This window comes from Actinoplanes sichuanensis (genome assembly GCF_033097365.1).
GTDB lineage: Bacteria > Actinomycetota > Actinomycetes > Mycobacteriales > Micromonosporaceae > Actinoplanes > Actinoplanes sichuanensis.
Map to the genome: position 1 here is coordinate 5,025,985 of NZ_AP028461.1, position 22,565 is coordinate 5,048,549.

General features: G+C 71.0%; 22 protein-coding genes. 8 read left to right on the forward strand and 14 right to left on the reverse strand.

What is annotated here, in order from left to right:
• Positions 1-3 precede the first annotated feature (3 nt).
• The 7 genes from Q0Z83_RS23110 to Q0Z83_RS23140 all read right to left on the reverse strand — a co-directional run bounded on the left by Q0Z83_RS23110 (position 4) and on the right by Q0Z83_RS23140 (position 7,302).
• Positions 4-201, reverse strand: a complete 198-nt coding sequence (locus Q0Z83_RS23110) for a hypothetical protein (RefSeq protein ID WP_317796059.1) — start codon at positions 199-201, stop codon at positions 4-6.
• Positions 201-872, reverse strand: a complete 672-nt coding sequence (locus Q0Z83_RS23115; RefSeq protein ID WP_317796060.1) for a vWA domain-containing protein — start codon at positions 870-872, stop codon at positions 201-203. The genes Q0Z83_RS23110 and Q0Z83_RS23115 overlap by 1 nt, the downstream gene beginning before the upstream one ends.
• Positions 873-901: 29 nt before the next feature.
• Positions 902-1,960: a hypothetical protein gene (locus Q0Z83_RS23120; protein WP_317796061.1), complete on the reverse strand. Its 1,059-nt coding sequence runs from the start codon at positions 1,958-1,960 to the stop codon at positions 902-904.
• The gene (locus Q0Z83_RS23125) at positions 1,957-3,075 is read right to left on the reverse strand and encodes a protein phosphatase 2C domain-containing protein (RefSeq protein WP_317796062.1); all 1,119 of its coding nucleotides are present in this window, start codon (positions 3,073-3,075) and stop codon (positions 1,957-1,959) included. Before Q0Z83_RS23125 ends, Q0Z83_RS23120 begins: the two co-directional genes overlap by 4 nt.
• Positions 3,076-3,454: 379 nt before the next feature.
• The gene (locus Q0Z83_RS23130; protein ID WP_317796063.1) at positions 3,455-3,670 is read right to left on the reverse strand and encodes a DNA-binding protein; all 216 of its coding nucleotides are present in this window, start codon (positions 3,668-3,670) and stop codon (positions 3,455-3,457) included.
• A 141-nt stretch (positions 3,671-3,811) separates the two neighbouring features.
• Positions 3,812-4,720 carry a hypothetical protein gene (locus tag Q0Z83_RS23135; RefSeq protein WP_317796064.1) on the reverse strand — a complete coding sequence of 303 codons (909 nt, stop codon included), beginning with the start codon at positions 4,718-4,720 and terminating at the stop codon, positions 3,812-3,814.
• Positions 4,721-4,947: 227 nt separating this feature from the next.
• Positions 4,948-7,302 carry a right-handed parallel beta-helix repeat-containing protein gene (locus tag Q0Z83_RS23140; RefSeq protein ID WP_317796065.1) on the reverse strand — a complete coding sequence of 785 codons (2,355 nt, stop codon included), beginning with the start codon at positions 7,300-7,302 and terminating at the stop codon, positions 4,948-4,950.
• Positions 7,303-7,530: 228 nt separating this feature from the next.
• On the opposite strand from Q0Z83_RS23140, the gene Q0Z83_RS23145 reads away from it, so the two are divergent.
• From Q0Z83_RS23145 to Q0Z83_RS23165, 5 genes are all read left to right on the forward strand, one after another.
• Positions 7,531-11,016, forward strand: a complete 3,486-nt coding sequence (locus Q0Z83_RS23145; protein ID WP_317796066.1) for an ALF repeat-containing protein — start codon at positions 7,531-7,533, stop codon at positions 11,014-11,016.
• Between the two features lie 11 nt (positions 11,017-11,027).
• On the forward strand, positions 11,028-11,507 hold the full coding sequence (locus Q0Z83_RS23150; protein WP_317796067.1) for a hypothetical protein: 480 nt from the start codon (positions 11,028-11,030) through the stop codon (positions 11,505-11,507).
• Positions 11,508-11,765: 258 nt separating this feature from the next.
• Entirely contained in the window at positions 11,766-12,272 is a 507-nt protein-coding gene (locus Q0Z83_RS23155) for a flavodoxin family protein (protein WP_317796068.1), read from the forward strand.
• Positions 12,273-12,290: 18 nt separating this feature from the next.
• A complete protein-coding gene (locus Q0Z83_RS23160; RefSeq protein ID WP_317796069.1) occupies positions 12,291-13,271 on the forward strand; it encodes a MerR family transcriptional regulator in 981 nt (326 codons plus the stop codon).
• Positions 13,272-13,286: 15 nt separating this feature from the next.
• A complete protein-coding gene (locus Q0Z83_RS23165) occupies positions 13,287-13,442 on the forward strand; it encodes a hypothetical protein (RefSeq protein ID WP_317796070.1) in 156 nt (51 codons plus the stop codon).
• 28 nt (positions 13,443-13,470) lie between these two features.
• Here the strand turns inward: Q0Z83_RS23165 and Q0Z83_RS23170 are convergent, their stop codons facing one another.
• On the reverse strand, positions 13,471-14,172 hold the full coding sequence (locus tag Q0Z83_RS23170; protein WP_317796071.1) for a hypothetical protein: 702 nt from the start codon (positions 14,170-14,172) through the stop codon (positions 13,471-13,473).
• 242 nt (positions 14,173-14,414) lie between these two features.
• Here Q0Z83_RS23170 and Q0Z83_RS23175 point away from each other — a divergent pair, with 242 nt between their 5' ends.
• Positions 14,415-14,963, forward strand: a complete 549-nt coding sequence (locus Q0Z83_RS23175; protein WP_317796072.1) for a DUF1062 domain-containing protein — start codon at positions 14,415-14,417, stop codon at positions 14,961-14,963.
• Between the two features lie 29 nt (positions 14,964-14,992).
• Here Q0Z83_RS23175 and Q0Z83_RS23180 read toward each other — a convergent pair whose 3' ends face one another.
• Positions 14,993-15,487 carry a DUF6624 domain-containing protein gene (locus Q0Z83_RS23180; protein ID WP_317796073.1) on the reverse strand — a complete coding sequence of 165 codons (495 nt, stop codon included), beginning with the start codon at positions 15,485-15,487 and terminating at the stop codon, positions 14,993-14,995.
• A 176-nt stretch (positions 15,488-15,663) separates the two neighbouring features.
• On the opposite strand from Q0Z83_RS23180, the gene Q0Z83_RS23185 reads away from it, so the two are divergent.
• Positions 15,664-17,796, forward strand: a complete 2,133-nt coding sequence (locus tag Q0Z83_RS23185) for a hypothetical protein (protein WP_317796074.1) — start codon at positions 15,664-15,666, stop codon at positions 17,794-17,796.
• Here the strand turns inward: Q0Z83_RS23185 and Q0Z83_RS23190 are convergent.
• Together Q0Z83_RS23190 and Q0Z83_RS23195 are read right to left on the reverse strand one after the other, a co-directional pair.
• A complete protein-coding gene (locus Q0Z83_RS23190; RefSeq protein WP_317797116.1) occupies positions 17,774-18,649 on the reverse strand; it encodes a prolyl oligopeptidase family serine peptidase in 876 nt (291 codons plus the stop codon). The two genes, Q0Z83_RS23185 and Q0Z83_RS23190, sit on opposite strands and share 23 nt — an antisense overlap.
• 5 nt (positions 18,650-18,654) lie before the next feature.
• Positions 18,655-19,689: a hypothetical protein gene (locus Q0Z83_RS23195; RefSeq protein ID WP_317796075.1), complete on the reverse strand. Its 1,035-nt coding sequence runs from the start codon at positions 19,687-19,689 to the stop codon at positions 18,655-18,657.
• Positions 19,690-19,867: 178 nt separating this feature from the next.
• Here Q0Z83_RS23195 and Q0Z83_RS23200 point away from each other — a divergent pair, with 178 nt between their 5' ends.
• Entirely contained in the window at positions 19,868-20,182 is a 315-nt protein-coding gene (locus tag Q0Z83_RS23200) for a YciI family protein (RefSeq protein ID WP_317796076.1), read from the forward strand.
• Here the strand turns inward: Q0Z83_RS23200 and Q0Z83_RS23205 are convergent.
• The 3 genes from Q0Z83_RS23205 to Q0Z83_RS23215 all read right to left on the reverse strand — a co-directional run bounded on the left by Q0Z83_RS23205 (position 20,171) and on the right by Q0Z83_RS23215 (position 22,544).
• Positions 20,171-20,548: a response regulator gene (locus Q0Z83_RS23205; protein ID WP_317796077.1), complete on the reverse strand. Its 378-nt coding sequence runs from the start codon at positions 20,546-20,548 to the stop codon at positions 20,171-20,173. The two genes, Q0Z83_RS23200 and Q0Z83_RS23205, sit on opposite strands and share 12 nt — an antisense overlap.
• Before the next feature lie 8 nt (positions 20,549-20,556).
• Positions 20,557-21,684, reverse strand: a complete 1,128-nt coding sequence (locus Q0Z83_RS23210; RefSeq protein ID WP_317797117.1) for a sensor histidine kinase — start codon at positions 21,682-21,684, stop codon at positions 20,557-20,559.
• Positions 21,685-21,776: 92 nt separating this feature from the next.
• Positions 21,777-22,544: a maleylpyruvate isomerase family mycothiol-dependent enzyme gene (locus Q0Z83_RS23215; protein ID WP_317796078.1), complete on the reverse strand. Its 768-nt coding sequence runs from the start codon at positions 22,542-22,544 to the stop codon at positions 21,777-21,779.
• Positions 22,545-22,565: the final 21 nt, after the last annotated feature.

Below are 22,565 nucleotides of genomic sequence, written 5' to 3' on the forward strand. Positions count from 1 at the left end.
TCCTCAATCAGGTCGGACGTTGTAGTGCGGTGGCGTTCTGTCAGGTGTCTCGGCCGGCCGGGTGACGGGCGGTCGCGGTGTCGGTGAGGCGTTCCCGATCAGGTGAAGTCCCTGGACCACGCCGCCGAACAACAGCGCGGCGAGCCCGGCGGCGACCGCGATCCCGGTGGTGTCGATCCGGAGTGGGCGTTCGACGGCCATCAGTCGAGGTATTCCAGCGGCACCGACTTGTACCCGGTCGCCTGCGCCGGAATGAGCAGCTCGTCGGCCTGTGCCGAGGCGACCAGCGAGTTGAGCATGCTGTGCAGAGCGGTGGAGAGCGCCTCGTCCTGCCCGGAGCTGCCGTCGGCCACGAACGCCGCCTTGGTGGCGATCCGGCTGAGCACCTCTTCCGGTGCCGCGCCGAATCCGTAGGTGACGACGTGCGGCCGCCGACGTCGCCCCTTGTCGACGAGTGCGCGGAAGGCGCTCTCCCACTCGCTGTCGGTGGGTGCCCCGTCGGTGAGGAAGAACATGATCGGCCGCAACACCGCCTTGCCCTGGGCGGTGAGCGCCGGCAGGTCGATGTCGATGCGCTCCCGGACGAGGTCGAACGCCGCCCCGTAACCGGTCATCCCGTCGCAGGCGACCTCGGGCATGCCCGGCACGTACTCCATGTCGGTCATCTCGATGACGACCCACGGCTGGGTGGAGAACGCGATGATCGACATGTGCGCGAACTCGGACACCCGGGGGCTGTTGGCCAGGGTGCTGTGCAGCTTCTTGAGCGTCTGGTTGAGGGTCTGCTCGTGCGGCGACATCGACGTCGACACATCGATGACCAGATAGGTGGGCAGGCATTTCTGCCGCATGTGGTGCATGCCGTCAGTCATCGGCGAAGGTCCAATCGAGGTTCGGTGACTCAGAGCGAGGTCAGATAGACGGCCAGGCCCACGATCAGCAGGGCGAAGACCACGGCCGCGAACCACCGCCCGACATGGACGGGCCGGTCCACGACGACCGGGGCCGGAGCCGGGTCGGCGACATCGGGTGCGGCGGCCGGCACCCGGGTCGGCGCGACGGCCGGACGGGCCGGCAGCGGCAGCCGCTGCACCGGCATCCGCAGGTACGGCCGCCCGTCGAGCACCGCGAGCAGCGTGGCCGCGGCCGGCCGCTGGGCCGCCGTGGTGGCCAGCAGACCGTCCCGCAGGATCTCGGTGAGCGCAGGCTGGGGCAGATCGGCGAGGGCGTGCAGGGCGTGCACGGTGGCACGTTCCCCGGTGAGCACCCGCGCGACGAGCAGCGCGACCCGGTAGCGGTCGGTGGTGGCGTCGGCCGGAATGCCACGCGGGGTGTGCGGGTCCTCCCAGTTGGGCTGGAAGATGTTGCTCATCCGGTGCCGCCCGCAGCCGTCCAGGTCGATCACATAGGCACTGAAGTCGGTCGGACTGTAGAAGGCGTTGGAGTACGACCAGTCGGAGTAGACGAGCCCGTAACGCCCGAGCAGCACCGCGACCGACACGAGGTCATGACTGACCCGCAGTCGCTGCTCCCACGTGGGCGGGGTGAGCCCACGCCGTACGAACGACGCCTCCGGCCGGGCCAGCCAGTCGATCTCCAGGTAGCGCTCGGCGCCGTCCGGGGGCATGGCCGCCCGGAACTTGGCCGGCGCCCGCGGCAGCACGCACCCGATCGTCTTACCCCCGTCGACCAGTGCGGCGACCGGCCAGGACGTCGACGCGACGACCCGGGCCCGATCAGTCGCCGGCATCGACGGCGGCAGCCGGATCAGCCAGTCCAGGCAGGCGGCCGCGTCGGTGTCGGCGGGTCGGTGATAGAGCTTGGCGAGCCAGCCGTCGTGTCCGGGCAGCGGATGGATCCCGGTGCTCTGCCCGGCGCCGAGACTGATCGAGGCCGGCAGCGGGCCGAGGTCGGCGAGGTCGACGGCGGCGGCCAGCGGCCACCCGGCGGTGGCGGTCACCGCCCGGCCCAGACCGTGACGGCGGTGCGATCGTCCTGGAAGCCACGCGCGTCGTAGCCGACGTCGTTGAGGTAGGCGCCGAGCGCCGGCGGCTCCGCCCACTGCCGACCGAAGTAGGCGTTGGCCTCGGACATCATCGTCCAGGCGTCCCCGATCCCATCACTGACCAGCGATATCACCGCCCCGACCGGGAACCGGTGGCGGCGGTGCTCGGCCCGGCCCGGGTGCAGCGGCAGGCAGGCGTTGACCGCGTTCGACGAGATGTCGCCGTCGTCGCTCTTGACGTCTCCGGCGAACGCCTCCCACCGCTGACCCTGCAACTGCCAGCCCGATACGTCGCCGATCCACATGAACCAGCAGTCCCGCCCGTCGGCACCGGAGTGGGTGTCGAACACTCCGGCGATCAGCACGGCACACATGTCGTGAGCGGTGAGTCCGCGCCGGGTGGCCTCCTCGGTCATCCGGGCGGCCACGCCGTGCAGGATGCGTTCGCTGTCGAGCACGGCCGGGTCGGCTTTGCGGGCCAGGGCCCGTCCGATCAGGTCGACCGTGGTCTCGGCGGCGACGGCGGCGCCGAGATCGGATCGCGGGCTGCTGGACAGGCCGTCGGCGACTGCCGCGATCAGGTAACGGCCGCTGGTGTCACGACCCAGGGAGTACGCGTCCTGCCGGGCGACGGCCGGTTCCTCGCAGCGATGTCCCGGGCCGAGCAGGGACGCGGCACGGACGGTGAGGTCACCGAGGCGGGCCTCGTCGGCGGCGACACCGGATTGGGCGACGGGTTTGGGCAGCAGCCACGGCAGCGCGTGGGCCCGGGAGGGTCGCCGGCCGAAGAGCGGCGGAGTGGGATAGGCGGCCTCCCGGAGCAGGGTGACGACCGGAGCGACCGGAGCGACCGCGACTGCCGCGCCGATGGGTGCCGGGGGTGGACCGGGTCGCCGTGGCGGCGGGGGCATGACGTGTCGTGGGCGGGGACGGCCGGCGGACAGTGGTGCGACGGTCCGGCGCCCGGCCACCCATGGACCGATCAATTCGATCTGCAGCGCCACTCCACCGGCCAGGATCGCCACCGTCCCGGCCAGGGTTATGAGAAATTGATTCGCAAACAGCTGCAATTCCAGGAATCCACCGAAAAGAATCCCCAAGATCGCCGCCATTCGATTCGCACGAGGCGCCATGGCGTTGCACGATAGCAGGCGTCCAGGTCCGCCGTTCGTGCCATTTTTAAAAGAAGATCCGGCAATCCGAGAATGATTCTCACCGCTGACTTCGGGATTGTTTCCCGCCGGGTCACCGCCTGTCCAAGAGCGGCTACGGAGCGGCGCAACCCTCGTTTATGCGCCGCGTCGACACCATTTAGGCGACGTCGACCGACGGGCACCGAATGGCTCGGGCCGTCCGATGTGGCGCTCGGCGTGCCGTGGACTCCGACCGTCGGTTCACCGGCTGAACGACGAGGACGGCCCGCGTTACGCCCTCGTCGGCGAGTCGACCCTACTGATCTGCGCCTCGACGGCGATCCCGCCAGGCGGTGGCCTCGCTGGCCAGCCACACCTTGCCCTGCGCGAGATCCGCGACCGGCTCCGGAAAATCCGCGCGCTTGGTGATCTGGTAAACCCGCTGCCGACTGATCGAACCGAACATCACCCGGATCTCATGCGCACCCACCAGGTCGATTTTGACGGCTTCCCGCTGCCCACTAATTGTCATGCGCCAACTTTACAAGCGACTGGTCCCCCGCTCAAGAAGACCACTCAGCCGGACACCCGATCCGGCGAACGCGTCCGCTTCCGACCGAGGTCGACCACCGCCACCGTCAAGGCACCCGTTCGAGGACCTGATCGAACTGATTCACCGCAGACCCGGCCATCGGGGTGGTTCGCCGCCGGCCAGGTGGGCCCGTCGGATCGCGGCCTCGATCGACTGCGGGTCGGCCGGGGACCGGGAGTGGTAGGCGGCTTCGGCGGAATTCCGGAAGCCGGTCAGGCGCCGTGCCACCACGGCGAGACCGGAGTCGAGGGTGGGTGGCGGAGCGGGGATCGCCACCGGCTGAGCGTCGTAGCGGTCCTCCTGGAAGTCCAGCCGCCATCCGGGCCAGCACCGCGACCAGCCGCCGGCCAGCCCGGACGCTTCCAACGTCGTCCAGCCGACGGCCGAACGAGAGGCCGGGTCGAGGTGCAGACCGGTCTTCGGGAAATCCGGGAGCACGGTGACCGGGGTGGCCGCGGACAACCTGTCGAGCAGTTCGGGACCGGCCCAGAACACGTCGGTGGTGTCCGACCAGATGCCGTACGCCCGGATGGACCCGTCCGGCTGTGTGACGGTCACCAGCGAATCCGCGTCGTCGAGATCGGCCGGATCCAGGACGGCCAGGGCCGCTTCGGGTCGGGGATGGTCACTCGCGGCGGCGGGCACACCGGCTGCGGTGGCGATGTCGTCGACACCCGCGTAGGCCCAACGCAGATCCCAGCCCGGCCAGGTCTGGCCGAGAACCGCTTTCCAGGCGGCGCGATGGGCGTACCCGGAAAGATGCCAACTGAAGACCGCCAGCAGGCGGCGGGAGGTGTCGATCAGCGCGCCGGCCTCGATCCAGACCGGTTCGCGGAGTTCCTCGGTCGGGTCGTAGAGCCGGCGGATCTGCCGGCAGGCGGCGTCCGGTCCGGCGATCAGGTCGATGTCGAGGGCACCGGCACCCCACACGGTGTAGAGGATCTCGGTCTGCCGGCCGTCGGTGATGACGCACTGGGCGCGCTCTGCCATCAGCACACCCTCCCATGTCGGCGGTCCTGCGGTTCTGGCCGGACGCCCGACCCCGAACGCGACCGCCAGGAATGGTCTGACCTCGATGAATTCGGAGGTCAACCGCAGACGCCACCGGCTCATCGCGCTGCGCCCGCGCCGGGGACCACCTGATCCAGAGCCGGAGTTGAGCCGGAATTGAACTCTCCCCGGCAGGATGAATCCGGCCGGGGAGAGGAGAGCGACGATCAGGGCAGGCGGATCTCGGTGACCGCCGACAGTTCCGGGGTTCCGGCCCGGTAGGCGACGACCTGGTAGGCGCCGGAGAGCGCGCCGCCGGCGGTCCACTGCTCGGTCATCGACCCGGTGACCAGGCCGATCCGGTCGATGAGGTGCGACTCACCGGTGACGGCCTTCTCGACCATGAGGTACGCCTGGACGCTGACCGTTCCGGCCGGTGCGACCGCCGAGTAGGAGCTGGTCACCCATCCCGACGTGCTGTCGACGGTCGCGACGTTGGCGCTGCCGAGGCGGGTCACCTTCCCGGCGGCGTCGGTGAAGGCCAGTCCGGCGCGCACCTGGCGTCCGGTGGAGACGGCCGAAAAACTGGCGACCGAGGTGTACGTGGTACCGACGACCGCCGCGACCGGGCTGCCGGACGCGCTGAGCTGTCCGTCCTTGAGCGCCGTGACCTGCAGTGCGGCACCGCCGACGGCCGCGGCCGCGGTGGACCGGGAGACCTTGGTGCCCGATCCGCCGGCGGTCCAGCCGGCGGTTCCGGCGGTGGCCGACTCCAGCCCGGCGGCGTCGGCGTCGAGCAGGTTCGCGGGGACGGCGGCGCTACCGACCGGCAGGTCCGCGACCTGCACCCCGTTGCGGTACACCCGGTAGCCGGCCACCGTGTTGCCCGTGGCGTACGACTCGGGCCAGGTCAGCGTGGTACCGGCGGCGGCCGATGTGGCCGGTGCCTCAGGGGCCAGGGCGACGGTCCGCACCGCCCCGGCGACGACACCGGTGGTGGTGTTGGTTCCGAGGGAGAGGTAGGTGGGACGCGTCGAGTTCTTGCGAGCGCCGATGTGTACGCCGTACCAGGTGGTCGGTTCGGCCTGGTCGTCGATGACGGTGTTGCCCTCGATGACGTCGCGGCTGCCGACCGACAGCCCGATGCCACTGGTGTCGAAGAAGCCCGCCCCGGTGTTGTAGGTCGTCGACCCACCGAATCCGGCGTTGCGGACCACGTTGCCGGTGATGGTGTCCGGGCTGCTCTTGGCGGCGGTGCTGCCGTACACCAGGATGCCCGACTGACGTGGGCGCTCGATCACGTTGTCCCGGATGATGTTGGCGCCGCCCGGCCGTACCACATGGTCTGTCGTGCTCGTGCTGTTCTCGGACCAGGCGCCGGGGGTTCCGGCGGTGCCGTCGGCGTCGAGGTAGTCGTCGTAGGCGACCGCGACGCCGACGGTGGCCGAGTCGCGGATGACGTTCTCGGCGACCAGCAGGTCACGCGGCTCGGTGACGTCCCGGTTGACGCCGGAGTGGGCGTAGTCGGAGTTCGACTTGAGCACGATGTGCGACCCCTGCAGGAGGTTGCCGGTGATCGTGCCGCCGTAGACCGCCTCGAAGTACAGGTTGCCGTACTCGGCCACGCCACGGGCCGCGGCGACCGCCGGGGTGGTCCGGACGACGTTCGCGCGTACGGTCGTGTCCTGCGCGTTGGTGAAGTCGAACGCGTTGCCGTTGATGGTGGCGTCGAACTGGTTGCCCTCGATCACGGTGCCCGAGTTGCGGCCACCGCCACCGATGTTGTCCTCACCGTCGGATTCGGCGCCGCCCCGGTTGTCGAACCGGTTGTCGAGTACCCGTACCCCGGTGGTGCCGTTGACCCACAGCTTGAAGTATTCGAAGTTGGTGAATCGGACCTGCCGGATCGTCCAGCGGTCGCCGGCTGAGATCCCGCCGCCGGTGTTGGTGTGTGCGCCGAGCGTGCCCCGGAAGTCGCACGCCTGCCCGGGACGTCCGGGCGCGGTGGCGTCGTCGAAGGCCCCGGCGTCGGTACGGCAGTTGCCGTTCACGGTCAGGTCGGAGACCAGGTTGGCACTGCCCGCCTCGGTCACGCCGTTCGGCAGGATCAGGTAGCTGTAGGCGAAGTTGCGCCAGTTGACGGTCGGGTCCATCAGGATCGTGGTGGTCGCGATCCCGGCGCCGCGCAGGTTGACGTTGGGCGGCAGCTTCAGTCCGCGGGTGATCCGGTAGGTGCCGGCCGTCAACAGCACGGTCGCGCTGGTCGCGGGTGTGGTGACGGTGCCGTCGGCGGCGACGACGGCCGGGGTGGTGCGGCCGGCCGCGGTGGTGATCGCCTGGGTGAGCGCGGCGTAGTCGTCGAGGGATCCGCCGCGCGGGGCCGGAGCCAGGACGCAGGTGCCGTCCGAGGCGCAGTCGGCGGCGGTGAGCGCGGCGGGGCCGCCGGTCGAGACCAGCGAGTAGGCCGGTGGCTCGGTGGTCGGGGCGGCGGCCGACGCGGCGGTGGCCGGAGCCACCACGGCGGTCAGGCAGGCGGTCGCGACCGCGACGTCACGGGCGAGCACACGGGAAACCAAGCGCATGTACGTTCCGTAATCTCGGAGGGAAGCTGCTACGGAAAGTCACTCTATGCTGCGATCTTTACGGGTAAATCAGCTGTTCGGCGCCTTATCTCGTGACCACTAGTAGTTGTGACCGTTTCGGGGTGACGTGCATTTCTCGTGCGGCATGTGCGCGACGCATCGATCGGGGTCGACACGTCACGCCCCTCGAACCTATGGTCGCGACGAGTGACCAAACGGGGGGAAAGAATGGACAGTCGTAGATATCGACCTTCCGCTGCCCGCTTCTCGCTGGTGGCCCTGCTGAGCGTCGGGCTCGCCGTGAGCGGGACCGCGCAGCCGGCCGCGGCCGCGCCGGTGGATCCGGTGGTGGCCGACCGGACGACGGCGATCAACCTGATGTGTACCGGCGGACCGGCGGTGGCCCGCGCGGCTCAGGCCGCCCTGCTGGAGTCGGACGCCGCCGTGCGGCGGTTCCTGGAGACCGAACTGGCCGCCCTCACCGCACTCGACAACCGGGTCAAGGTGACCGAACTGATGGCCCTGTCCGGTCCGGCCATGACCTCGGCCGGACAGACCGTATTGTCCGGTTCGGACGCGGACGTGGCGGCGTTCCTGGACGGCGGCCAGAACGAGCCGATGCACACCGACTTCCGGATCCGGATCGCCCGGATCATCGCCGCCGGCGGCACCACCACCCGCACAGCCGGTCAAGCTGCGCTGTCCGGCGGCGACGAGGCGATCTCCCAGTTCCTGCTCGAAGGCCAGTACACCGCCGCGCGGACCGACGACCGGATCGCGGTGGCCCAGCTGATCGCCGTCGGCGGACCCGAGATGCAACGGATGGGCCGACTCGCCCTGGGCGGCACACCACAGGACGTCACCGACTTCCTCGCCCAGGGCCAGCACGTCGCACGGGCCCGGGACGAGGAGATCGCCACCGTCGCGCACCTCGCCGAACTGGCACGACAGGCACAGACCGAGGCCGCGGCACAGACCGAGATCGCCCGCACCGAGTCCGAACGGGCCGTACAGGCGGCGAAGCTGGCCAAGGAGGCGGCGCAGAAGGCCGCGGCCGAGACCGCCGCAGCCGGCGCCTCGGCCCAGCGCGCGACCGCGGCCGCGGCCCGCGCCGCCGACGCGACCCGCCGAGCGGCCGACGCCGCCCAGGACGCGATCGGCGCGGCCCGCGCCGCCAACGAGGCCGCCCGGGTGGCGTCGGGCGCGGCGAGCCGCGCCGCGACCGCCGCGGTGCTGGCCGGACAGGCAGCGACACAGGCTCACCAGGCCGCCGCCGCGGCGGCCGGCGACGCGACCAAGGCCACAGCGGCCCGGCAGGCGGCCGAACAGGCCCGCGCGGCTGCCGCTGCCGCCGACAGCGCGGCGGCCGCCGCAGCACAGATCGAAGTGGCCGCGGCAGCGGCCGGCAACGCCGCCGGAGCCGCCCGGGGCGCGGTCGACAACGCCCTCGCGGCGGCCGCCGCGGCCGAACAGGCCGGCGGACAGTCGAACGTGGCGAGCGCCGAGGCCGCCCGGGCCCGCGAGGCCGCCGCCCGGGCACGGGCCCTGGCCGCCCGCGCCGACCGGGCCGCGAACGCCGCCCAGTCGCTGGCGGCGCAGGCCGCGGCGGCCGCACGGGAGTCCATGACCTGGGCCCGCGACGCGGCCGCACACGCCCGCGCGGCGGCCGCGGCCGCCGACGAGGCCGCCGCACACGCCGGAGAGGCCGCCGAAGCAGCCCGGCGCACCGCGGCCGCCGCCGAAGCCGCCGACCGAGCCGCCACCGTGGCGGCCGGAGCAGCCGACGCCGCACAGCGGGCCGAACAGACCGCCCGCGCCGCCGACACCGAGCGGCTGCGCGTCCAGACCGCCGAAGCGGTGGCCGCGGCCGAGGAGGCCAAGGCGATCGCGGCCCGGCGTCCGGCCACCATCCTGTGGGACGACCCGGAGTCCGTACGCGTCGACGAACGGACCGCGGCCCTGCTCGCCGAGGCCGTCGCGACCGGCACCGACCCGCAGGTCGCGGTACGCAGCGGACGTCAGGCGGCGCTGCGGCTGATGACCGCGGGCGGGCCGTGGAGCCGTTCCGCCGCCGAATCCGCGCTCGGCGGCACCGAGCAGGACCTGCGCAACTGGCTCACCGAGGGCCGGGAACTGGCCGCCGAGCAGGACGACCGCAGCCGGGTCGCGCAGCTGGCCGAGAACAGCGACAAGGCGGCGTTCAAAGCGGCCGCCGCCACCGCGCTCGGCGGCGACCACGCACGGGTGCTGGAGTTCCTCCGGCTGCCGATGTACGAGGGCAAGGTACTGGACGACCGGATCGCGGTCGCCCAGATCATGAGCCGGGGCGGGCAGGCCACCAAGTCGGCCGGGCAGGCCGCACTCCGCGGCACCGTGGCCGACGTGCACGCCTTCCTGCGCACCGGGCAGTACCCGGCGGCCGACCTCGACGACCGGATCGCGGTGGCCGCCGCGATCGAGGCCGGCGGTCAGGAGGTGGACGCGGCCGCGCAGGTCGCGCTCGCCGGGCCGCGCGAGTACCTGCGCCGGTTCCTGACCGTGGAACTACCGCGGGCCCGCCAACGTGACCACGATGCCGCCGTGCACGTGGCCACCGTCCGCCGGTACGTCGCGGAGGCCTCCGAGTCCGCGGTCACCGCCCGCAAGGACGCGGCCGAAGCGGCGTACCTCGCCGCGATCGCGCGCCAGGCCCAGGAGGAGGCGGCACGCTGGGCCGAACAGGCCCGCCAGTCGGCGGCACAGGCGGCCGACTTCGCCGAGCAGGCACGCCAGGCCGCCGTGGCCGCCCAGCAGTCCGCGGACCAGGCGGCCGCCTCGGCCACCGCCGCACGTCAGGCCGCCGCCGACGCCGCCCGCGCGGCGCAGACCGCCACCAACGCGGCAACCCGCGCCACCGCGTCCGCGGCCCAGGCGAAAGCCTCGGCCGACAGCGCCGCCACCGCCGCCGCGCAGGCCCGCGACGACGCGTTGCGGGCCGGGCAGGACGCGGCCGCCGCCGCACAGGCCTTCCTGGACACCTACCAGATCTGGGTCCAGAAGCAGCGCGCCGAGGACCTCGCCAATCTGAACAACGGGGCGGGCCGGGACGTGGTGACCTACGACGACGGCGACGGCGATCCCACCACGCCCGGCGACAACGGCCCGTTCGGCGGCAAGGACATCCCGTGGGACGAACCGACGGCGGCCATGGAGATGCGGGCCCAACTCTGGGTGACCATCCAGGGGGTGTGCGCGGTGAGCGGCTACAACGGCCAGGCCTGCGCCCTGTGGCGGCACTACTACAACCGCAGCGGCGCCGACTTCATCGCCAGCGTCGACAACTACCTCAAGGACCGGCAGTTCAAGGCGGCCGTCGACGAGTCCCGGGAGCAGATGCTCGCCCAGGCCCGCAGCAAATGCATCAGCAGCGGCCGCGCCACCTGCGAATACTGGATGGACAGCCGCTGGTTCGGGGTCAGCATGACCGAGAACATCGACTACCGGCTCGGGGTACGTGGCGTCCAGCTACGCATCCGCGGCCCGATCACCGTCACGGTCACCAACGGTCAGGCCACGGTCAGCGGCCAGTACGGCGTCGACGTCTACAAGGACTGGAACTTCGACCACGGCGAGGAGATCTGGGGCATCTCGTTCGACGACTACGCCGACATGCACAGCTACGGGATAGCGCGGGAGTTCACTGTGCGCGGTCGCAGCAGCGTGCAGACCATCTAGGGTCGGTCCCTGTGAAATGGCGTCTTGTCACGGCCGTGGTCGCCGTGGTCGTGGTGGTGACGGGCGGGACGCTGCTGGCCACCCGGGGGGCCTCGCTGTTCGATCAGCGGGCCTACCCGGGCAGCCGGCTCGGCAGCAGCCTCGACGAGTTGCTCACCCAGTTCGGTCTGCACCTGCCCGGCTGCCCGGTCGAGGAGCTGCGGTACTGGTCCGGCGACAACATCGAGGACACCCTCTACCTGAGGTTCACCGCCGAACCGTCATGCGTCACCGAGTTCCTCGCGGCCAACGGCCTGACCCCCGGTGAACCACTGCCGGGCGACAGACTGGCCCTCGGCCAGGACGACCGGGTACGACAGTGGGGGTGGCCGTTCACGGAGGCCGGGCTCTACGCCACGTACAGCGGCCAGCCGAAACCCGAGGTCGATGTGGACGTGGTCGTCGATCCGAGCGGGCGGCACGTCTACGCGTACGCCTTCGAGATCGGCTAGCCCGGCGACCGGGCCGTAAGACAGCGCGGTCGGCGCCCGCATCGGGCGCCGACCGCCTTACTGTTGCCCGCCGCGTCTCAAGACCGGCGAGAAGACCTGGTGTCGTGCCAGTGTCGTCCATGCCCTGGCGATACGGCACCGATCGTGCCGAAAACCACAGTCGGGACGAGGCGATGACTTTCGGCCCTGCCACGTTCGGACGTCGAGGTCTGTGCTGGAGGAGACCCACCGCCCGGTGGCCGAATCGAGGAGATCGCGATGAAGGCAATCGTCGTCTACGAATCCATGTTCGGCAACACCGCCGTGATCGCCGCGGTGATCGCGGACGGCCTCTCCGAGACCTACGACGTGACCCTCACCGACGTCCGCGACATGCCGCCGGTGGCCGGCTTCGACCTGCTCGTACTGGGCGCACCGACGCACGCCTTCGGCATGAGCCGGCCCCGCACCCGCGCCGACGCGGCCGACAAGGGCGAGGTACGCCCGGACACCGAGAAGGTCGGCATCCGCGAGTTCCTGGCTCAGTCACCGCCGCTCACCGGGCTGGCCGCGGCGGCGTTCGACACCAAGGTCGACAAGCCGATGACCGGGTCGGCGGCCCGCAAGGCCCTACGCCGGCTGCGGGCGCTCGGCTGCCGCACGATCGCCCCGGCGGAGAACTTCCACGTCACCGGCATGACCGGCCCACTCGCCGTCGGCGAGGTCGATCGCGCCCGCCGTTGGGCCCGGACGGTCGGCGCAAGTCTTGCACCTCAAGCCACTTGAGATCGCATAGTGGTCGGCGTGACCACGAACGAGATGTACGGCATCGGCGACGTCGCCCGGCGGACCGGCCTGAGTGTCAGCGCCGTCCGCTTCTACGCCGACGCCGGTGTCGTCACCCCGGCGGCGATCACCCCGGCCGGCCACCGGCTGTACGACGTCGCCGCGATCGCCCGCCTGGAACTGGTCCGTACGCTGCGGGAACTCGACGCCGGCCTGGACGACGTCCGGCGAGTGCTGGCCGGCAAGACGACACTGCGTGAACTCGCCGCCGCCCACCTGGAACTGCTGACCCGGCAGGAGGCCCGGCTGCGCAGTCGCCGCGCGGTGCTGTCGGCCATCCTGCGCCAGGACACCACGGCCGAACAGGCCACCCTGATGCACCGGCTCGCCGGCATGTCGGACGAGGAACGCGACCGGTTGATCGACGACTTCTGGACCGAGGTCACCTCCGGCTGGGAGCCACCGGAGCGGATGGTCGAGTGGTGGCGCTCGGCCCGTCCGGAACTGCCCGAACATCCCACCGCGGCCCAACTGGAGGCGTGGATCGATCTGGCCGAACTGGTCCGCGACAGCGAGGTGCGGGTGGCCGTACGCGAGGAGCTTCGACAGACCTGCACGACCGGAGCCGGGCCGCTGATGACCTCACCGCAGATGCTGGACAACCTGGAGGCGGCCACGCCGATCGGGCAGGCGGCGATGGACGCGGCGCGGACCGGGATGCCACCGGGGTCGCCGGAGGCGCGCGAGATCGCCGACCGATGGATCGGCTGGTTGACCGGCATCTTCGCGACACCGGACAGCCCCGGGATGCCCGATACACCGGAGTTCCGACTCCAGGCTGCCGATCACATGCTGGCCGGCGCCGAATGGGACCGCACTCCCCCGGAGTCACCCGGTCCGTTCGACACATACATGGCGCTGGTCACGGTGATCAACGAGAAGGAGGACGAGCGTTTCCCGTTCGAGTGGCTCGCGGCCGCCTTACGCGCCTCCGCCTGAGACGCTCATTCCTGCGTGGTACGTCGATCGCGTACCCCCGACGGCTGTTCGGCCGGGATCGGCTTGCGGGCCGATCCGGGCCGGCGCCGGACCACGAGCTGCACGGCCGGCCAGACCGCGACCGTTCCGTACAAGGCGACCTACGTCTTCTGGGACGCCCTCGCCACCTGACCGCGAGCCACGATCCGGGCGTGCGGCCTCAGCCCAGGCGGGCCGCCGCCACGGATCGCGGCACCATCCCCGTCCCCGCGAACCGCCACTGGGTGAGCTGGACCTCGTCGACGTCGACGGTGGCCAGCTCACGGTCACGACGAGCCGCCACCCAGTCGATGAGCCGATCGGGATTCCGGATCCGGTCGGCGAAGTGAACGAGGTTGGAGTACCAGAACTCCCTGGTGAACTCGTTCTCGTGCGTTCCGTCGGCGCCGAGTGCCCGGCCGTAGGCGGCGGCCAGCCGGTCGGCGCCGTCGCTCGAGGGCACCGCGCACGCCATCACCGAACCGGGCGTCAATGTCAGGCCGACAACTGTGAAGGTCAGCGGCCCGATACCGGTCACCGCGACCGCGAGCGCGGCGGCGTAGCGCTGGACCAGAGGGTCGTCCTCGGCGATCGTGTCCCGCCATGCCTCGAGCGAGCGCAACGTCAGGTGCGAGCTGGTCACCGCGCCGGTCACCCAGTGCTCACCGCCTGCCACGCCGGCCGCCTCGCGGGACAACCGGTCCAGATCCGTGGCGGAAGACGGGTCCGGCCTCAGCAGCGCGGACAGTCCCCAGCGGAGCCCTCCTTCGACGGGTGGTCGCTGCATCCGATACTCACCTGCCGACACCGCGGACCGTCCCTCGGCGTACAGAGCGTCGAATGCCTCGCGGCTCACCAGACGCGGCTCAGTCCCCGCACTCACGCTCAACCTCCGCATAGCCGTCGACATGAACGGATCACGAACGGTACCGCTCGCGCTCCAGGGCGAAATTCGATGGATCAGAGCCGGGCGTACGGCTACCGTGCTGCCCGACTCAATGGACGAGGTGGGGACGCGCCGTTGTACCTCCTGTGAGACATCCCAAGCGCTGATCTGTAGCGCGCCGCGCCATGCGCCGCGCGCCTTTTTGCTGCGGAAATTCTCACTGGAATCGGTGTATCTCCATGTCTCTGACCTGGGCCGTCGTGCCCACCGACATGCCTCTCGTCCTCCGCCGCTGTCATTCGTGTGCGTCGCGGCTTTTCCGGCCGAGCGGCAAGTTCCGTGTCAACGCCAATCACAAACTGCTCGACGTCTGGCTGCTGATCCTCTGCACCGGTTGCGGGGACACCGCGAAGCTCACGGTTCTGGAACGGATGACCGTCCGTTCCATCGCGCCCGAGTTGCTCGACCGCCTGCACGACAACGACCTGGCCCTGACCGCCGAACTGCTTCAGGATCCGGTCGTGCGACATCGCAATCGGATCGCCCTCGACTGGGACGGCGCCTGGCGTCTCGACACCGGCGCGTCGGGTCTCCCGGACGACGATGTGCTCGACGTCTCGGTCCGCTTCGAGGCGAGGATCCCGGTCCGGCCGGTCCGGCTGATCGCCGAGGGTTGCGGTCTGCGCCGGGCCGAGGTGGACCGGCTGATAGCCGACGGCCGAATCGTCTCGGCGGTCCGGTTGACCGGCAGGCTCACCGGCGATTTCACCTTCACGCTCAAACACTGATCCGGCTCATCCGGAGGCCTGCCCGGCGATCACCGCCGGGCAGGCGCGTGTTTCGCGACATGGACGGCGTACGGGTCCAAGCCCACTTCGGCACGCCGCTGATCCATCTGTTCCGGATCCACGCACGGCCACGGAACGGGTACGCCGTCGACGACGCCCGCGATCTGGGTGCCGTAGATCTGCGGGTGGCCCTCGTTGACCAGGAGCCGGTCGCGCAGCATGGCCACCTGGGTTCGGTCCTGCCCGGTCTCGGTCATCAGGTCGAGGACCCGTCGTTGCAGGTGGAGTTGCCGGTCGGCGTGCTGGGCGATCAGCCAGGCCCGGCGGGCGGCCTCCGGGCCGACGAGTTCCGGGCCGGGCCACCCGTACTCGTCGATGATCTCGGAAAGGCGATCGCCGTTGCGGACGGTGACCCGCCGGTGGGCCAGTCGGGCCGCGAAGTCGTCGCCGAGGGCGCCGGCCTGCAGTCGCCGGTCCTCGTCGGTGATGTCGATCAGTTCTTGCGCGAGTGCGTCATCAACCATGCTCCGCACGCTAGAGGAACGCGATTCCACCACTCTCCACCCCGAGCCACACATAGATGCATATGGATTATAAATAATCGTATAGGGAGCCCCTTTCGGTGGAACCGAGGTTCCGCGGGGTCGAATCTGAGACAGGTGGCTCGTGATCACCGGCGCGACGGCGTACAGGTGAGGCCATGTGTCAGAAGGAAACGTGTTCGTCCGCCTCGGAACTGACGTTCGGTACGGACGGGGAACTCATCACGACAGTGGACGAAGCCGGGCCGTGTGCGATCGAACTACTCAACGGCTCGTGGCTGATCGAGGTCCAGCCGCGGAATCCGACCGTTCTCACGCCCGTGGTCCGCGGACACCTGCGGATCGAGGTCGCCCCGGCGGCCCTGCGGGTCTCGGGTGACATCTACACCCGCCGGGCCGGCTTGGTGCCGCCGGCCGGCGCCTCGTCGGCGGTCACCCCGGAACCGGACGAGGCCGGCACCGTCGCGCCGTGGTATCCGAGTTTCCCGAAGTCCCAGTACTCCTGGTATCTCCGCTCGGCCGGCGCCACCTACGCCGACGGTGTCCTGACCGTGACGATCGTGCGTCACCTCTGGAACCGGTCCACCCAGGAGTTCGCCGCCACCGACACCGGCACTCTCACCCTGCGCTGCCGTCGCGGCCTGATCGCGGGCCCGCAGCAGATGCCGGGCACCCTCCGGGTCGGGGGTTCGGTCTCCACCGTCCAGGTCACCAAGACGTCCACGTTGTACCGTGGCTGCCACGTCGAGGTGGACGCGATGGTCAACCGCCGGTTCCCGGTGTCGGCGACGATCGGTTCGGGTGCGGTCGCCACGTTCCAGTCCGTCTACGCCACCGCCGGCTGGGATCTGCGGGTCACCACCGACGAGATCAACCTGCCGGAGGACTCGAACCTCACCAACCCCGAGCTCCAGGCGCTGCTCACCGGGCATCAGCAGTCCTCGGACGACGAGCTGTGGCGGCTCTGGCTGCTCATCGGCTCGGCTCAGGGCGACGTGCTCGGGATCATGTTCGACGACGACACGGCACCTCGACAGGGCGCGGTCGGGTTCGCCGACGCCCGCCTGGGCAACCGTCCGGAGATCGCCGCCTCGGCGCGCGACCAGCCGTTGAACAACGTGCCCGCGGCGTTCCTGCGGACGCTGGTCCACGAGGCCGGGCACGCGCTGAACCTGTTCCACCCCAAACACGACGTGCACGCGCCGGGCATCGGCACCGAGATCATGAACCAGACCGGTGACGTGCTGGGTTTCGCGAGCGCCGGTAACCCGTACCCCGGGAATGCCTCGTTCCTCTTCAGCGAACACGACCGACTGTCGCTGGTGCACGCACCGGACCCGCAGGTGCGGCCGGGCTGGAAGAACTTCGGCTGGGGTCACGGCACCCTGTCCGCAGGCCTGCCGACGGCGGTGGACGTCGCCGGGCTCGCCGTCGAGGACGACGCCGACGGGCTGGAGCTCACGCTCGGGCTGCCGGCGCAGGCGTACGTCGGGGAGTTCATCACCGCCGAGGTGGTGCTGACCAACACCGGCGGTCATGCCCGCGAGGTGACCGGGCTGCTCACGCTGGCCGAGGGTGACCTGGTGTTCTTGCGCACCTCACCGCAGGGGCGGCTGGATCACCTGCTCGACGTCACCGTCGGGTGCGGGCCACGACCGATGGTGCGTCTCGGCCCCGGCGAGTCGGTCACCGGCCGGGTGCAGGTGTACTTCACCAACCAGGGGGTGACCTTCGAACTGCCCGGCCGGCACACGGTGGTGGCCCGCCTGGTGGTCGACCCGATCACCACGGTGTCGTCCGAGCCGGTGCCGATCGACATCCGGACACCGGCGTCCGACACCGAGGTCGCCATCTCGGCCAAGACCCTGTCCCCGGGCGTCGGCCGGGCCCTCGCGCTCGGCGACTTCACCCGCGACGAGACGGCCCGCGCGATCCTCACCGACCTGGCCGAATCGCATCCGGACACCGACACCGGGGCCGCGTCGGCGCTCGTGATGGCGAACTCGCTGGCCCGCTCGTTCACCGACTTCCGGGCCGACACCACGAGGGCGGCCGACCCGGACGAGTCCGCGCGGTTCCTCGACCTGGCACTCGGCGGGCGTTCGGCGGCCCGGGCGGTCGAGCTGGCGGTGACCGTCGCCGCCCCGACCGAGAAGGACGCCCCGGTCGTCGCGGATACTCTCGCCCGGCTCCGTCGTCAGGCCGCTCCGACCGCCGACGCCGGTGGCGACGGTGACCTCGCCGCGGCGGAACGGGTGGCCGAGGACTTCATGCGGGTCCGCGCCCGCTGAGGCGTTCGCCGAGGAACCGGTAGGCGCGTTCCCGCATCACCGGGGTGAAGACGTGCCCGGCGTCGTACATCGCCAGTTCGGCCCGGTCGCCGAGGAGACGCTGGACGCCGACGAACAGTTCCTCGGCGCCGCGGCTCCATTTGTCGGTGGTGCCGGCCGAGATGAGCAGTGCCGTCCGGTCGAAGAGGGCGACGACGTCCTCGAGGTCGTGCTGCTCGGCGAACCCGGGCAGCACGAACTCGGCCTGAATCCCGGTGTCGTGGGTGTACGAGTGCCGGTACGGGATGCAGCCGCAGTTCGACACCGAGGCGACGATGCGCGGGTCGTGGGCGGGCGCCCAGAAGGCCATCCGCCCACCGTAGGAGTGCCCGATGAACCCGATCCGACGAGCGTCGACTTCGGGCCGCGAGATCAGGTGGTCGAGCGCCACCGAGACGTCGTGCAGGCAGGACGCGAGCAGGGTCCGTCCGCGGACCAGCCGGGTGGACAGCTCGAACCAGGTGACGTTGCCGGCGCCGTCCGGGCTCCAGTTGCGTTCCTCGAACCCGACCGCGTCCGGCGCGATCGTGACGAACCCTCGCTCGGCCAGCTCATGGGCATACGCCTGGTCCGGGTCGCCGGCCAGCCCGACGACCTCACTCTTGCCGAGGTCGAAACGGGACGCGTGCTGGTGGTGGCAGAACACGGCCGGGGCCGGCCCTTGAAGATCATGAGGAACGCAGACGTACGCCGAGACGCGCTCCCCCGGCCCGACCGAGTACCTGACCTTCTCCCGCACGTAACGACCACAGTCGACCCGTTCGAGGCACTCGACGTCGAGGTCGCACCGCTCCGGCAGAGGTCCGAGAAACATGGCCGTCACGCGTGCATTATCGCCGCCACGAGATAGCCGGCCGTCGCGAGGAGGGCACCGACCATCGCGTGCCCGATCGTCACGCCCAGCACGGTCACGTAACCGGCCGCCACCACGAGCCCTTTGCGCCGGGGCGCGAGATCGTCCGGTAGCAGCGCCACCAGCAGCACCGACCCCACCGCGACCGGCAGCCAGTAGTAGCCGAACGCCAGCGGATCGGTGACCACCCGCAGCAGCCCCACCGCGGCCGGTGCCGCCGCGACCGCGATCAGTCGCCCACGCAGCAGCCCCGCGACGACCGCGCAGCCGCCCGCCACGAGCACCGCCTGCCCCAGCCGGGTCGCCCACGTCACCTCACGCAGCCCGAGCAGATACGGCAGCGTCCCCGGATCCACCGGCCACACGTGTCCGAACATCTCGAACCGGCCGCTCAACACGAACGGCAGATACCCCACCACCGCGATCCCGGCCGCGACCAGCCCGGTCCGCGTCGCCCGCCCGATCCGGCCCGCCGCCAGCAGGCACGGAAGACCCAACACCGCGACCGGCGCGATCCAGACCGACACTCCGAGCAGCAGCGCGGCGGCGGGCCACCGACCCCGACGATCAACCACGATGGCGTACGCCCAGAGCACCGCCATGATCGACTCGGCCGGATGCCCGGTCCACGGCATCGGCCCGATCAGCCACAGCAGCGCGAGCAGGGCGACGACGACCTCACGCACCGGCCGCCCTCGGCAGGCGGCCATCGCGCCCAGCATCAGCGCCACGTCCACCACGACCATGACCAGCGGATGCGGCATCCCGTCCGCCGCACCGGCCATCAGAACCCGGCTGAGCACCAGCTGCAACGGCCCGGCCTGCGTGAACGTCCCCGCGTAGACCTCATCGAACCGCCCGGCCAGCACCCGCCCACCGAGCGCGGCGAAGTCGACCAGATCCGCCGACGACACCGGCGGCACGACCAACGACGCCGACGCGGCCAGAAGCGCGGCCACCCACCGCCGCCGGTGCAGCAGAAACGCCCCGACAACGGTCACCTCAGTACGATCGGCGCGTTCAGCGCCCGGCCTGAGCCACCAGCCGGCCCGGCCGCCCGGCACGCACCTGGGCCCCGCGATCCACCGACACCGGTTGCGGTTCGCAATCGGTGCACTAGGATGAAACTGATTGCAAAGCGCAATCAGTTCGCGAGAGGAGCCCGAGACCATGAGGTTCGTGACGATCGGATACGGGGATCAGGCCGGTTACGACAGCACCGACACGGCCGTGCTCGACGCGGCGCACGCGCACGACGCACGGCTGCGCGAGAGCGGGGCGGTCATGGGGATCGCCGGTGAGCCCGTGCAGGTTCGTAACCACCAGGCCGCCGAGACGACCACCCGGACCGGGGCGTTCCTCAGGTCCGAGCTGCCCTTGGCCGGGTTCGCCCTGATCGAGGCCCCGACACTGGCCGACGCCGTCGCGATGGTGTCGCAGTCCCCGTGCGCGGTCGCGAACGGGGTCGTCGAGGTGTGGCCGCTACAGGACTGACGGCACCCGTTCGGACATCGCGTCTCGCAGCTCGGCGATGACGTGCCGCGGCGACAGCGGCTTGAGCAGGTAACGGTCGGCGCCCGCGGCCAGACCGGCCGCGATGGCGTCCGGGTGCACGTTGGCCGAGAACATCACGATCGTGGTGTCGCGGCCCGCCGGGCCCTGCCGGACCAGGCGGCACAGGTCCAGGCCGTCCATGTCCGGCATCTCCACGTCGAGGATGATGGCGGCCGGTTCGGCGGTGACCAGCATCCGGGCTGCGGTACGGCCGTCCGGTGCACCGACGCACTCGTACCCGGCGTTGGTCACCAGATGCGTCAGCAGCTCACGCATGTCCGCGTCGTCCTCCACGACGAGCACCATGTCCCGGCTCACTGAACCCCCTCCAGCACGTCGTCGTGCATGTCGAATTCGGGCAGCGTGATACGGGCGGTGAGCCCTTCACCGGGTGGGCTGGTCAGGGACAGGGTCCCGCCGTGGGCGTGCACGATGCCCCGGCAGATCGACAACCCCAGGCCCAGGCCGGGAACCTGATCGTCGCGGGCCTGGGCACCCCGGACGAACGGGATGGCCAGCGCGCCGAGTTCGGCCTCACCGAGCCCTGGCCCGCTGTCGCGGACGGTGACGACGGGCGACGGTCCGGCGGTGATCGAGACGGCCACCGGGCAGTTGGTGCCGCTGAACCGCAGCGCGTTGCTCAGCAGATGCCCGACCGCGACATGGACGAGCCGGGCGTCGGCCATCACCGGCACCGGGTCCTCGGGAAGGCGCAGGTCGAGTCGGCCGTCGGGATCGTCGGCCGCGGTCACCGCCCGCGACACCACCGCGGCGAGATCGACGACCCGCCGTTCCCCCACGAGCTGCCCCATCTGCAGGCCGGCCGCGTGCAGCAGGTTGTCGACGGTGCGGCACAGCCGATCGGTGTTCCGCCGGATCGCGGCGACCCGGCGCTCGGCGCCCGGCAGGTCCGCGGGCGGCGTGTCGACGAGCATCTCGGCGAACCCGACGATGTTGGCCAGCGGCGTACGGATCTCGTGGGAGATGGCCGACACGACGTCGTGGTGGTCGGCCGCCGCCGGGAACGGCTGGTTCGCCGACCGGTGCCGCAGCCTGGTCTCCTCGTCGACCCGGCGGGCTAGCGCGGACAGCAGCCGTCCGGTCTGTTCGCCGTCCGGGCGAGGTGCGTCGCCGAACACCCCGAGGGCACCCACCAGGTGCCCTTCGTGGTGCAGCGGGGCCGCCGCCATGAACCGGCCGCCGTCGATGACGACGGCCCGGCCGGTGGCCTGCACGTGATCCCACAACAACGCCGGGAACTCCGCCGTGTCGTCGATGCCGTAGGTGACGGCCCGGTCGGCGCCGGTGGTGACCACGATCAGGGCCGTGCTCGCCTGACAGGCCTGGGCTGCGAGCTCCAGGATCTGCGGAACCTCCGCCATCGCGGCCCGATATCGGGCGGCGGCCGCTCGTCGGGCGTCCACCGGCCCGGGCGTCGTCATGACCGTCACTTGTTCTCCTCCACGCCCACACTCACCGGGGAGTCAGGCGGTATTGAGAATCGGCCGGGTCCTGGTGATCCTGAGAAGGATCGTCAGCCGGCCACGTGCGCGGTGTTGTCGAGCCAGTGCCGGGCCAGGCCCGTGTCGCCGGTGATGTCGGCGGCGGTCAGCGGGAGCCGCCGGGTCAGGATCAGCAGCAGTGCCGACGCCGGGCCGGCCACCGTCACGTCGGCCGGCCGGGTCGCCGGCTGCCAGGCAGCGCCGTCCGGGCGCCGCTCTACGAACCAGCCACCGTCGATGTCGGTGGCCCGCCACTGCAAGGTCTGGCCGGTGCCGCGGAGGGCGTTCGCCGACTCGGACCGCAGCATGGTCCAGGTGGGCGAGGTGAGCATCGCCAGGTGGTTGCCGACCAGCGCGGCCGCGACCCCGGCGTCGACCTCCGGGTCCCCGGACACGTCGAACCCGTGCACGATCGTCTCGTTGAGGACGCTGGACATCCAGAATCGGGCCCCGGTCCGCTCGTCACCGGCGGCGTTGAACACCTCGGCGTCGAGTGCGTCGTCGCTACACGCGTTCACGACCCGCTCGGCGGATCCGGCCAGCCACGCCGGCCACTCGGCGGGGTCGCCGGGCAGCACGGCCATTTCGGTGGGCAGTTTCGTCGGGTCGGTGATGCGACGCTCGATGATCTCGGCGACCCAGTGCTGGGTCTGGCCGAGGTGTTCGACGACCTCGGTGACGGTCCACCCGGGGGTGGTCGGCACGACGGTGTCCGGCCCGGCCGCGGTGGCGGCGTCGGCCATCCGCCGGGTGTATTCGACGATCGCACGACGGGCCAGTTCGGCGGTCAGCTCGTTCATGGGAGGGTTCCTCTCGGTAGC

Bases quoted from the DNA above. Each gene is read 5' to 3' on its own strand.
- Q0Z83_RS23110 (WP_317796059.1), bottom strand. From the start codon at position 201: ATGGCCGTCGAACGCCCACTCCGGATCGACACCACCGGGATCGCGGTC.
- Q0Z83_RS23115 (WP_317796060.1), bottom strand. From the start codon at position 872: ATGACTGACGGCATGCACCACATGCGGCAGAAATGCCTGCCCACCTAT.
- Q0Z83_RS23130 (WP_317796063.1), bottom strand. From the start codon at position 3,670: ATGACAATTAGTGGGCAGCGGGAAGCCGTCAAAATCGACCTGGTGGGT.
- Q0Z83_RS23135 (WP_317796064.1), bottom strand. From the start codon at position 4,720: ATGGCAGAGCGCGCCCAGTGCGTCATCACCGACGGCCGGCAGACCGAG.
- Q0Z83_RS23140 (WP_317796065.1), bottom strand. From the start codon at position 7,302: ATGCGCTTGGTTTCCCGTGTGCTCGCCCGTGACGTCGCGGTCGCGACC.
- Q0Z83_RS23145 (WP_317796066.1), top strand. From the start codon at position 7,531: ATGGACAGTCGTAGATATCGACCTTCCGCTGCCCGCTTCTCGCTGGTG.
- Q0Z83_RS23155 (WP_317796068.1), top strand. From the start codon at position 11,766: ATGAAGGCAATCGTCGTCTACGAATCCATGTTCGGCAACACCGCCGTG.
- Q0Z83_RS23175 (WP_317796072.1), top strand. From the start codon at position 14,415: ATGTCTCTGACCTGGGCCGTCGTGCCCACCGACATGCCTCTCGTCCTC.
- Q0Z83_RS23180 (WP_317796073.1), bottom strand. From the start codon at position 15,487: ATGGTTGATGACGCACTCGCGCAAGAACTGATCGACATCACCGACGAG.
- Q0Z83_RS23185 (WP_317796074.1), top strand. From the start codon at position 15,664: ATGTGTCAGAAGGAAACGTGTTCGTCCGCCTCGGAACTGACGTTCGGT.
- Q0Z83_RS23190 (WP_317797116.1), bottom strand. From the start codon at position 18,649: ATGTTTCTCGGACCTCTGCCGGAGCGGTGCGACCTCGACGTCGAGTGC.
- Q0Z83_RS23205 (WP_317796077.1), bottom strand. From the start codon at position 20,548: ATGGTGCTCGTCGTGGAGGACGACGCGGACATGCGTGAGCTGCTGACG.
- Q0Z83_RS23210 (WP_317797117.1), bottom strand. From the start codon at position 21,684: ATGACGACGCCCGGGCCGGTGGACGCCCGACGAGCGGCCGCCGCCCGA.
- Q0Z83_RS23215 (WP_317796078.1), bottom strand. From the start codon at position 22,544: ATGAACGAGCTGACCGCCGAACTGGCCCGTCGTGCGATCGTCGAATAC.